This window comes from Anabaena cylindrica UHCC 0172 (genome assembly GCF_034931625.1).
Classification (GTDB): Bacteria; Cyanobacteriota; Cyanobacteriia; order Cyanobacteriales; family Nostocaceae; genus Anabaena; species Anabaena cylindrica_A.
In genome coordinates this window covers 1-10,395 of record NZ_JAYGGY010000065.1, presented here as the reverse complement: position 1 = coordinate 10,395, position 10,395 = coordinate 1, and the positions used below count along the sequence as shown (strand labels likewise).

Below are 10,395 nucleotides of genomic sequence, written 5' to 3'. Positions count from 1 at the left end.
ACCAATTACCAATTACCAATTACCAATTACCAATTACCAATTACCAATCACCAATCACCTAATTTAAATAGCTAAATAACGGCACAAAAAATTTTCCAAAGTTTCCAATTGACAGTTAAAAATCCTTTCTAAATTGGCAGTTTCTTCTGTTGTGCAGAAAAATTCATTAGCCAGTAAAGTGCGAAAGGTTCCTAAAGCCGTTTGTGCTTGGGAATTTAATAAACCCAATGCACCTCTTAACCCGTCAATAGCAAACAAAGGAACGTTAATTACTATCGGTTCTTTGTTAAAGATGCGACTAAAAATTTTAGGGATATCCTCTCGCAATAGAATTTCCGCGCCTCCTATTGGTAAAATTTGGTTACGAGCATCTGCAACAGTCAAAGAATCTACAATTATTCTGGCTAAATCATCAGTGCTAACAATAGATGTCCGGTTTTTAGGATCACCGATAAGTAAATACAAACCAGTTTCTCGAAAGCGTTCTGCCAGTGGTAGCAAGTTTGATGCTAGTCCAGCCGGGCGTAAAATAGTGTAATCTAAGCCACTACTTTGCAGATATGTCTCTACGGCTCGTTTTGCTTTGAACACGGGTGCATCTTCATATCCTCTATCAGCGCCTAAAACGGATATGAAAACAAAATGTTCAACACCTTGGATTTTAGCCTGGTCAATGAGTTCAATATTAGCGCGGTAATCCAAAGAGAGTGCGTCATTACCCGAACCGTGAGTGCTGATTATATATTTAATGCCTCGACAAGCTTTTTTAATGTCCTGTTCTCGTTGCAAATCCCCAATGAAGATATCAGAACCTCGATGTTCTAACTCGCTGTAATGGGATGTGAGACGGACAAACGATCGCACAGGCTGCTGTTGTTGGCGCAATAGTCGCACGACGCGACGACCAATTCCTCCAGTTGCTCCAGTGACTAGAATCATAGCGTTTGGATTTGAGTATGGGGCTATTCCTCTAGTTCAGTTTAATCACTATTTCCCGATGAGAAAATTCTAAAAATCAGCAGTTATACAATTATGGTGCGATCGCCTTGATTTATCCATGCTTTCAATCCAAAATCTAAAATTGGATGATGTTGCACCGTTACACCCTTTAAAGATTTACTTATAAATGGTCTGTTTGATATTGAGGAAAATTAGATGACACTATTAAAAGATCAAGTGGCGATTGTCACGGGAGCATCACGAGGAATTGGGAGAGCGATCGCTCTGGAACTAGCATCCCAAGGCGCTAAAGTGGTTGTCAACTATGCCAGTTCTAGCGCAGCCGCAGACCAAGTAGTTACAGATATTGTGACTAATGGGGGAGAAGCCATAGCCCTCAAAGCCGACGTTTCTCAAGCCGACCAAGTAGACACACTAATTAACACCACCATAGAAAAGTTTAAGCGTGTTGATATTTTAGTCAACAATGCCGGCATTACCCGCGATACTTTACTCTTACGAATGAAATTAGAAGAATGGCAAGCAGTTATAGACCTAAATTTAACTGGTGTATTTTTATGTACAAAACTTGTCAGCAAAATTATGCTCAAACAGCGTTCCGGGCGAATTATTAATATCGCCTCCGTTGCTGGACAAATGGGCAACCCTGGACAAGCCAACTACAGCGCTGCCAAAGCAGGTGTGATCGGTTTTACCAAAACAGTTGCCAAAGAACTAGCCTCCCGTGGTATCACCGTCAACGCCGTTGCTCCTGGCTTTATCACCACCGACATGACCAGCGATGTCAAAGCCGAAAATATCCTCCAATATATCCCCCTTGGTCGCTACGGTCAACCAGAAGAAATTGCCGGTATGGTGCGCTTTCTTGCAGCCGATCCCGCAGCAGCTTACATCACAGGTCAAGTCTTTAATGTAGACGGAGGCATGGTCATGTAAATTGAGTACCGAGTACCGAGTACTGAGTATTGAGTATTGAGTACTGAGTGCTGAGTACTGAGTGCTGAGTAATCCCCCTGCTCCCTGCTCCCTGCCCCCTGCCCTCTGCCTCCTGCCCCCTGCCCTCTGCCTCCTGCCCTCTGCCTCCTGCCCCCTGCCTCCTGCCCCCTGCCCCCTGCCCCCTGCCTCCTAACTACGAATTACTCTTGATTTTTTGCCAGATAGTAAAACCCAAAAGCAAAATAATACTGGCAGCAGATGTGAGCATAACTGCCAAATTCATGCCTTGTACTCTCATAGCCAGCAAATTAAAGAACAAAGTAATTGACCACAAAGTCAAAGCTGCATGGCGTTGGGATAACCCCCAAGCCAACAAACGGTGATGTAAATGGTCTTTACCGGGAGTACTCAGGGGGTTTTTTCCTGCTAGAAGTCGCCGTACAAAAACCTGAGTGGTATCTAATACTGGCAACATCAGAAATAAAACCGTGGGTACAAGAGCATAAACGGTGTTTTGTTGGAGTTTTCCTAAAATACTTGTAGCTGCTAATACGTAGCCAAAAAAATATGCCCCCGCATCACCCATAATGATCCGTGAGGGATAAAAGTTGTGCCTCAAAAATCCTAGTGCCGCACCTGCTAAAGCAGCTAAAACTAAGGTTGCTGCGGCTCGATTATTAAACTGAGCAGAAACTCCTAACAAACTCATGGCGGTAATAAAGCTAATTCCTCCCGCCAAACCATCCATACCGTCCATCAAGTTGATGGCATTGGTGATACCTACTACCCACAACACTGTCAACGCCATTGACAATAGTGAATCAATGGGTGTGCCAAAAGTAACTTTGATACTAATGCCATTTGCAACCAGCAAGAGTGCCGTGATCATCTGCGCCCACAAACGCACAGAAGGAGGTAAGCCAAATTGATCATCAATAAAGCCAACAAGGACTAAGATAGATCCTCCTAAAAGGATTGTTAGTACCTGAGCTAACACCCCTTGGAGTTCAATGGGTCGTAAGAGACTAGCCAGCACCAAAGCGGCAATAACACCCGCATAGATAGCTAAACCTCCGGCATTAGGTAACGGTTCTTGGTTAAGTCGTCGGGCATTGGGTTGGTCTGCCCAACCTACCCGCAAGGCAAATTGACGTATTGCCGGAATTAAACGCCAAGTCACAAACCAAGCCAAAATAAAAGTAAATACTACCGCTAACCAGCCGGTGCCGCTAGGGTTAGCAATACCAAGAGACTTAAGGGAGTTGTCTAGGTTCATCTCCCACTTTAACCATTACTGCTAGTATTCAAAATCAGCATCAATTGTAATATTAATCAATTTTTTATTAGAATTTCTTAATTTGAGAGAGTAAGGGACTTAGCACTCTTTGCCTGTGAGTGCTAAATTGTCTAATGGAAGCGCTAGAGAAATTAAACATGGCGAAAATTATTGCATTTGATGAAGAATCACGGCGGGCATTAGAAAAGGGTATTAACGCTCTGGCTGACGCGGTGAAAATCACCTTGGGGCCAAAAGGTCGCAACGTCCTTTTAGAAAAAAAATTTGGTATCCCTCAAATTGTCAACGATGGTATCACTGTTGCCAAGGAAATTGAATTAGAAGATCCTCTGGAAAATACTGGAGCTAGATTAATCCAAGAAGTGGCATCCAAAACCAAGGATGTGGCTGGGGATGGAACTACTACTGCTACGGTTCTAGCACAAGCTTTAGTTCGAGAAGGACTCAAGAACGTCGCCGCAGGTACTAATCCTATTAGCCTGAAGCGGGGAATTGATAAAACTGTTGAGGCACTCGTGCAAGAAATTGCTAAAATTGCCAAACCAGTAGAAGGAAGTGCGTTGACTACGCCCGCCGCAGGTATCGCTCAAGTAGCTACCGTTTCGGCTGGTAATGACGAAGAAATCGGCAACATGATTGCTGAAGCTATGGAAAAAGTCACCAAAGATGGTGTAATCACCGTAGAAGAATCTAAATCCCTCACCACCGAACTAGAAGTAGTGGAAGGGATGCAAATTGACCGGGGTTACGTTTCTCCCTACTTCATCACCAACAACGAACGGATGACGGTGGAATTTGAAAACGCCCGCATCTTGATTACCGACAAAAAAATCAGCAACATTCAGGATTTAGTACCTGTATTAGAAAAAGTTGCTCGGTTAGGTCAACCTTTGTTGATAATTGCCGAAGATGTAGATGGAGATGCTTTAGCGACTCTAGTTATCAATAAAGCACGGGGTGTATTGGCAGTTGCTGCCATCAAAGCTCCTGGATTTGGTGAACGCCGCAAAGCTTTGTTACAAGATATCGCCATCCTCACCGATGGACAGATGATTTCTGAAGAAATCGGTTTGAGCTTAGATACCGCCACTTTAGAAATGCTGGGAACCGCCCGCCAAATCACCATTGATAAAGAAAGCACCACAATTGTATCTGGCAACGACTTGAAGCCAGAGGTGGAGAAGCGGATTGCACAAATTCGGAAACAGTTGGAAGAAACTGATTCTGACTACGATAGTGAAAAATTACAAGAACGCATTGCTAAATTAGCTGGTGGTGTGGCAGTCATTAAAGTTGGTGCTGCCACAGAAACTGAACTCAAAGACCGTAAACTGCGGATTGAAGATGCACTCAACGCCACCAAAGCCGCAGTCGAAGAAGGCATTGTCCCCGGTGGTGGTACAACTTTGATTTACCTGTCTTTGAAAGTAGATGCAATTAAGAACACCCTTGACCCTGAAGAAAGAATTGGGGCGGAAATTGTTCAAAGAGCTTTGGAAGCTCCTCTAAGACAAATTGCAGATAATGCCGGTGTTGAAGGGACTGTAATTGTCTCTAAAGTCAAGGAAACTGATCTGAATATTGGTTACAACGCTGCTACAGGCGTGTTTGAAGATCTAATTGCCGCAGGCATCATTGATCCTGCCAAAGTTGTCCGTTCAGCTTTACAAAACGCCGCTTCTATTGCTGGGATGGTCTTAACAACTGAAGCCATCATTGTTGAGAAGCCTGAGCCTGCTGCTGCTGCTGCCCCTGATATGGGTGGCATGGGTGGCATGGGTGGCATGGGTGGTATGGGCGGCATGGGTGGCATGGGCGGCATGGGCGGTATGGGTATGTTCTAAGTACCCAGTAGGGGCGTATTGCAATACGCCCCTACGTTTGATAATTTTGATAAATTTTAATTTTTTTATACAGTTTGTCTTCAACACAGAGGCAAACTGTTTTTTTGTGTCTTGAGGAAATTATGATTTTTTATTGATTACGGTCGTAATTTCCATGCAGATAAACACATAATAGAAGTGTGAGTGATATGTTAACCCCTTTACAATCCCTACAACAAGGTTACTGGTTCAAGTTGATTTGTGGAGCCAGTTTCCAACATTTGCCTGCGGTCAGAAGTTTAACATTAGCCTACACTTTGGCGGGTGCTGACTGCATAGATGTGGCAGCTGATCCGGCGGTGATTGCCGCAGCCCAAGCAGGTTTACAAGCAGCTAAGGATCTGGCGAGGGATGCCCAGGGGAGGGGCTTTGGCTGGGAAGGGAATTTACCTTTGTTAATGGTCAGCCTCAATGATGGAGAAGACCCCCATTTTAGAAAAGCAGAGTTTAATTCTAGTAATTGTCCGATAGATTGCTCTAGACCCTGTGAAAAAATTTGTCCTGCACAGGCGATTGTTTTTAATAATCCCCAAGATAGCTATTCAGGAATAGTGGCTCAAAAATGTTATGGCTGTGGTCGTTGCATTCCAGCCTGTCCTTATGAGATGATTGATACAGCATCATATGTGTCAACGCCGGGAGCGATCGCACCATTGATCATGTCAACAGGAATAGATGCCATTGAAATTCATACAAAAATAGGGCGTTTGGCAGAATTCCAGCGTTTGTGGGCAGCAATGGTCAAACCTGGGACAGAGAAATTAAAGGTAATAGCCATCAGTTGTAACGATGGAGAAGGACTAATTGATTACCTCCAAGCAATTTATAATCTTATGTCCCCCCGTCCCCAAGTTGTAATTTGGCAAACAGACGGGCGCTCTATGAGTGGTGATATTGGAGATGGAACCACCATAGCCGCAGTAAAATTAGGGCAAAAAGTTTTGGCAGCAAACCTACCGGGATATGTGCAGTTAGCAGGAGGCACAAACAGCTACACCGTTCCTAAGTTAAAGGAACTGGGACTTTTGAGGAGTGCCGAGTGCCGAGTGCTGAGTAACGAGTACCGAGTACCGAGTTCCGAGTACCGAGTAGCGAGTACCGAGTTCCGAGTACCAAGTTCCGAGGGGGACTTTACCACTCAGCACTCAGCACTCCAGACTCAGGACTCAGGACTCAGGACTCAGGACTCAGGACTCAGCACTCCAGACTACATTTCTGGGGTTGCTTATGGTAGCTACGCTCGTGCATTGCTGTCACCCATTCTTGAACAGTTAGAAAATAAGGAGGTGAGTAACACTAGCATTAAGACCTCTATCCGGCTAGAAGAAGAACCGGAATTACTCTGGCAGGCTGTAGAGCTTGCCCATAGTCTCGTTTCTCAACTCAAGTCACAGCGATCGCCTTAATCGCTCATTCCGGTCACTTTCCCCAACTGTGGGAACCCCCGCAAAAAAGTGTCCTAATTATCTCTCAAAACGTCAGTCACCATAGAAAGCATGACGATTACAGAAGATCTCCAAAAATTATTAGACATTTTGCCCCAGGACTTGCGACAAGTACTAGAGAATCATCCCAAACGAGATAGTTTAGTTGAAGTGGTCTTGGATCTAGGTCGTCGTCCAGAAGCTCGGTTTCCCCATGAAGCTGAGTACCTGAGCGAAACAACCGTTACTCAAGCACAGATAGATGATTGCATTCAAAGAGTAGGAACCTTTGGCGGAGATAATCGGGCAGGAATTGAGCAAACTTTACATCGGATCAGTGCCATCCGTAATCGCACTGGTAAGATTATTGGCTTGACTTGTCGTGTCGGTCGGGCAGTATTCGGCACAATTGGCATGATCCGCGATTTGGTAGAAACTGGTAAATCAATTCTCATGCTGGGTCGTCCAGGTGTGGGAAAAACTACCGCTTTACGGGAAATTGCCCGTGTGTTGGCAGATGATTTACATAAACGAGTGGTGATTATTGACACTTCCAACGAAATCGCTGGAGATGGTGATATTGCTCACCCGGCCATCGGTCGTGCTAGACGAATGCAAGTGGCGAAACCAGAATTACAACATCAGGTGATGATTGAGGCGGTGGAAAACCATATGCCAGAAGTCATTGTCATTGATGAAATTGGCACGGAATTGGAAGCTTTAGCAGCTCGTACCATTGCCGAAAGGGGGGTGCAATTGGTAGGAACTGCTCACGGAAACCAAATCGAAAACCTGATCAAAAACCCCACCCTTTGTGATTTGGTTGGGGGTATTCAAGCGGTAACGCTAGGAGATGACGAAGCCAGAAGAAGGGGTTCTCAAAAGACGGTTTTGGAACGTAAAGCTCCTCCTACTTTTGAGATTGCTGTGGAAATGTTGGAGAGACAGCGCTGGGTAGTCCACGAAAGTGTCGCTGATACTGTAGATACTTTGTTAAGGGGTCGTCAACCTAACCCGCAAACGCGAACTGTGGACGAAAAGGGTAAAGTGGCGATTAGCAGACAGTTATCTGTGGTTAATGGTCGTGGGGGCATTTTACCTAGTGATGAAGAATCTTTCCCAGCGGTGAAGCAGGCTAATGGCTGGCGTTCTTCTGGTCAAATGGTAGCTCTACCGCCTTTGTCTCTGGAACGTGAACGGGTGACAGGACGCAGTGAATTTGACCGCTTGTTGGATGAATCTTTCAATTATTCTGAAAGTATTGATTTTAGTAGTCATAGTAAGCAAGCGGGGCCAAATGGGGAAGATTTGCCATTACATATTTACCCCTATGGTGTGAGTCGTCACCAATTGGAACAGGTGATTAGTGTTTTAACCTTGCCTGTGATTTTGACAAAAGACATAGATAATGCTGATGCTATTTTGGCCTTGCGATCGCACGTCAAAAATCACGCGAAGCTCAGACAAATGGCTAAGGCTCGTCATGTCCCAATTCATGTCATCAAATCCAGCACCATTCCTCAAATTACTCGCGGTTTACGTCGATTGCTGAACATTGATGATCCAGAAATGGGCGATGACCGAGAATTACAACTGTTACTGCATAGGGGTGGTGATGATGAGATGGACGCTTTGGAAGAAGCAAGACTTGCCGTGGAGCAAATTGTGATCCCCAAAGGTCAGCCAGTCGAGTTATTACCCCGTTCTTCTCAAGTTAGGAAAATGCAACATGAGTTGGTAGAACATTATCGGCTCAAGTCAGACAGTTTTGGGGAAGAACCAAATCGGCGGTTAAGAATTTATCCGGCTTAACCCCATGCAAAACCCCTCTTTTTGAGTAAGAGGGGTTAATTTGTGGGTTCAATTAATTTAAAACCCCAAGGTTTCATCGCTGCGATCGCAATTTCTTGATCTACACCGACATAAGCTTCCCATTCAGACTCCTTATCTTTAGGATGCCCCTCACCTACATGACCGGCAACTTTGATCACTGGCACACCTACCAAAGAATCGCGTTCCAAGCCTTTTGGGAGGGCTAATCGTAGTTTGTGACCGACAAACTTTGATGCACTGGAATTAGCTACAGATTCACGAACTAAACAAATATCACCAGCAGTCCCCCAAGTAGTTGGATAGATGTGGAGAAAACATATATAAGTTTCTGGTTTAATCGATCTTTTTAGAACTTGCATTATCTGTAATCCTTAATCAACAATTTTATCTTAACCTCCCAGGAGACCCTCACCATAACCGTTCGCGGAGTGTTCCGTAAAGTCCTACGGGCATCGTTCCGAAAGAAAGGAAATGGCTGCTGGTGGGAGGAATAGGAGGTTAAGGTGAAACCAGCCTATCTTGCAATTTTGCCACCATTTCCGCCCGCGCTGACACCCCAAGTTTACGAAACATTCTTTTCAAAGCTTGCTTAACAGAATTTTGGGTAATCCAGAGTTTAGCCGCAATTTCACCATTGGTTAAACCTTGCGCTACTAATTCCGCAATTTCTAACTCTCTGGCCGTCAAGGGACAACTGACAGCAGACAATAATGGTTTTGGTTTAGCACGTAGGGTAGCCAGTTTAGTTGATAAATGAATACATACAGCACTTAAATCAGCTAAATCACTACCATTAAAAGGCGGACTTCCTTGATCACGGGCAAAATTTAGAGTCCCTACCAAACGACCATCACAAACTATTGGCCCAGTCATCACATGATCATGACGTGAGCAAAAATGCTTCCAATCCCCAGGAGATAAGATTAATTGCTCATGGGCTGGGGCGTGACGTTCTACCACATAACGCCCCACTGGATTGCTTTCTAAACAGGCTGCTGGCATTTCTGGCAGGTCTATGTCGGTTGTAGAATAGTCATCTAAGAAATAAATACCCCAATGTTGCACGCCAAAATGGTCGCCAATAGCATCCATGAGAGCTAATTTTAATTCTTGCTCATTCTGGATATTAGCGATCGCTTGAAAAATGGCATGGAGAGTTTTAGCCATAAGAGTACCCACTTGGGGACTATGCGAACCTCGATAATTACCTCTATGCTAATACCAACAGCCATAAAACTCTATTAATCACCAATAAACACATGACAGTTACTCAAATTTCAGCCCAAGAACTTTTCCAAGCTGCTTATGAAAACCGCTACACTTGGGATCAAAATTTCCCTGGTTACACCGCAGATATTACTTATAAGTATGACGGAAAAGTATTAACTGGAAAAGTTAAAATTGACGCTAATCTCAAAGCAGAAGTTTTAGAAGTAGAAGACGAAGCAGCAAAAAAAGCAATTCACGGACAAGCGTGGGAAATCGCCGTTCACCGTGTTCGTCGTGCCTTTGCAGATACCCACGGCGCAAATACCTTTAGCTATGGAAAAACTGACGAAACCGGTGCAATAGAAATTTTAATGGGTGGTAAAGCCGAAGGTGACAAATACAAAATCCGTAATAACGAAGTTTGTCACGTTCACCGTTTAATTCATGGTACTTACGTCACTATTGACACCTTTAGCAGTCATGATACAGGTGCAGGTTATCTGTCTCACACCTATGACTCTGTATATCATGACCCCCAAACCGGCGCACAAAAAGGCGGGAAAAGTTTCTTCACTGACGAATATGAAAAAGTTGGTGAATATTCCATTTTAAATCGCCGGGAAATTCGCACAGAAACAGAAGGTAATCTTTCAGTTCAAGAATTTATCTTTTCTAACATAGAGTTGTTAGGCTAGATTTGGAAATAGCAACTAATCTAAATCAATAGAATCTATTTCCAATTTATTTAGATCAGCCGAAACATCTGTAGGGGCGGGGAGACCCCGCCCTCTCAAATATATTAGACATCTCCGAAAACTGTCAAACTCCTACTATGAATACTTTTTGGAAAGCG

The 10,395-nt window shown here is 44.2% G+C and carries 9 protein-coding genes; 5 read left to right on the top strand and 4 right to left on the bottom strand.

The genetic code is table 11. The features are described 5' to 3' along the window. Nucleotides 1-63 precede the first annotated feature (63 nt). The gene (locus VB713_RS13615; protein ID WP_323312058.1) at nucleotides 64-939 is read right to left on the bottom strand and encodes an SDR family oxidoreductase; all 876 of its coding nucleotides are present in this window, start codon (nucleotides 937-939) and stop codon (nucleotides 64-66) included. A 216-nt stretch (nucleotides 940-1,155) separates the two neighbouring features. Between VB713_RS13615 and fabG the strand changes: the two genes are divergently transcribed. Beyond that, nucleotides 1,156-1,896 (top strand): 3-oxoacyl-[acyl-carrier-protein] reductase, encoded by a 741-nt coding sequence (gene fabG / locus VB713_RS13610; protein WP_323312057.1) that lies wholly within the window; start codon nucleotides 1,156-1,158, stop codon nucleotides 1,894-1,896. Between the two features lie 193 nt (nucleotides 1,897-2,089). Here fabG and VB713_RS13605 read toward each other — a convergent pair whose 3' ends face one another. Next, nucleotides 2,090-3,172 (bottom strand): MraY family glycosyltransferase, encoded by a 1,083-nt coding sequence (locus VB713_RS13605; RefSeq protein WP_323312056.1) that lies wholly within the window; start codon nucleotides 3,170-3,172, stop codon nucleotides 2,090-2,092. Nucleotides 3,173-3,330: 158 nt separating this feature from the next. On the opposite strand from VB713_RS13605, the gene groL reads away from it, so the two are divergent. From groL to VB713_RS13590, 3 genes are all read left to right on the top strand, one after another. Further along, nucleotides 3,331-5,037, top strand: a complete 1,707-nt coding sequence (groL, locus tag VB713_RS13600; protein ID WP_323312055.1) for a chaperonin GroEL — start codon at nucleotides 3,331-3,333, stop codon at nucleotides 5,035-5,037. A gap of 188 nt (nucleotides 5,038-5,225) precedes the next feature. Further along, on the top strand, nucleotides 5,226-6,482 hold the full coding sequence (ldpA, locus tag VB713_RS13595; protein ID WP_416242445.1) for a circadian clock protein LdpA: 1,257 nt from the start codon (nucleotides 5,226-5,228) through the stop codon (nucleotides 6,480-6,482). 90 nt (nucleotides 6,483-6,572) lie between these two features. Then, nucleotides 6,573-8,312, top strand: a complete 1,740-nt coding sequence (locus tag VB713_RS13590) for a R3H domain-containing nucleic acid-binding protein (protein WP_323312053.1) — start codon at nucleotides 6,573-6,575, stop codon at nucleotides 8,310-8,312. A 35-nt stretch (nucleotides 8,313-8,347) separates the two neighbouring features. Here the strand turns inward: VB713_RS13590 and VB713_RS13585 are convergent, their stop codons facing one another. Together VB713_RS13585 and VB713_RS13580 are read right to left on the bottom strand one after the other, a co-directional pair. Further along, a complete protein-coding gene (locus VB713_RS13585; protein ID WP_323312052.1) occupies nucleotides 8,348-8,692 on the bottom strand; it encodes a hypothetical protein in 345 nt (114 codons plus the stop codon). Nucleotides 8,693-8,831: 139 nt separating this feature from the next. Then, nucleotides 8,832-9,500, bottom strand: coding sequence for a helix-turn-helix transcriptional regulator (locus tag VB713_RS13580; RefSeq protein ID WP_323312051.1), 669 nt, complete (start codon nucleotides 9,498-9,500; stop codon nucleotides 8,832-8,834). 92 nt (nucleotides 9,501-9,592) lie between these two features. Here VB713_RS13580 and VB713_RS13575 point away from each other — a divergent pair, with 92 nt between their 5' ends. After that, nucleotides 9,593-10,237: a DUF3386 domain-containing protein gene (locus VB713_RS13575; protein ID WP_323312050.1), complete on the top strand. Its 645-nt coding sequence runs from the start codon at nucleotides 9,593-9,595 to the stop codon at nucleotides 10,235-10,237. Nucleotides 10,238-10,395 lie beyond the last annotated feature (158 nt).

What these genes read in the sequence shown, in the direction of transcription:
- VB713_RS13605 (WP_323312056.1), bottom strand. Translation starts at nt 3,172, where the DNA reads ATGAACCTAGACAACTCCCTTAAGTCTCTTGGTATTGCTAACCCTAGC.
- ldpA (WP_416242445.1), top strand. Translation starts at nt 5,226, where the DNA reads ATGTTAACCCCTTTACAATCCCTACAACAAGGTTACTGGTTCAAGTTG.
- VB713_RS13580 (WP_323312051.1), bottom strand. Translation starts at nt 9,500, where the DNA reads ATGGCTAAAACTCTCCATGCCATTTTTCAAGCGATCGCTAATATCCAG.
- groL (WP_323312055.1), top strand. Translation starts at nt 3,331, where the DNA reads ATGGCGAAAATTATTGCATTTGATGAAGAATCACGGCGGGCATTAGAA.
- VB713_RS13615 (WP_323312058.1), bottom strand. Translation starts at nt 939, where the DNA reads ATGATTCTAGTCACTGGAGCAACTGGAGGAATTGGTCGTCGCGTCGTG.
- VB713_RS13585 (WP_323312052.1), bottom strand. Translation starts at nt 8,692, where the DNA reads ATGCAAGTTCTAAAAAGATCGATTAAACCAGAAACTTATATATGTTTT.
- VB713_RS13575 (WP_323312050.1), top strand. Translation starts at nt 9,593, where the DNA reads ATGACAGTTACTCAAATTTCAGCCCAAGAACTTTTCCAAGCTGCTTAT.
- fabG (WP_323312057.1), top strand. Translation starts at nt 1,156, where the DNA reads ATGACACTATTAAAAGATCAAGTGGCGATTGTCACGGGAGCATCACGA.
- VB713_RS13590 (WP_323312053.1), top strand. Translation starts at nt 6,573, where the DNA reads ATGACGATTACAGAAGATCTCCAAAAATTATTAGACATTTTGCCCCAG.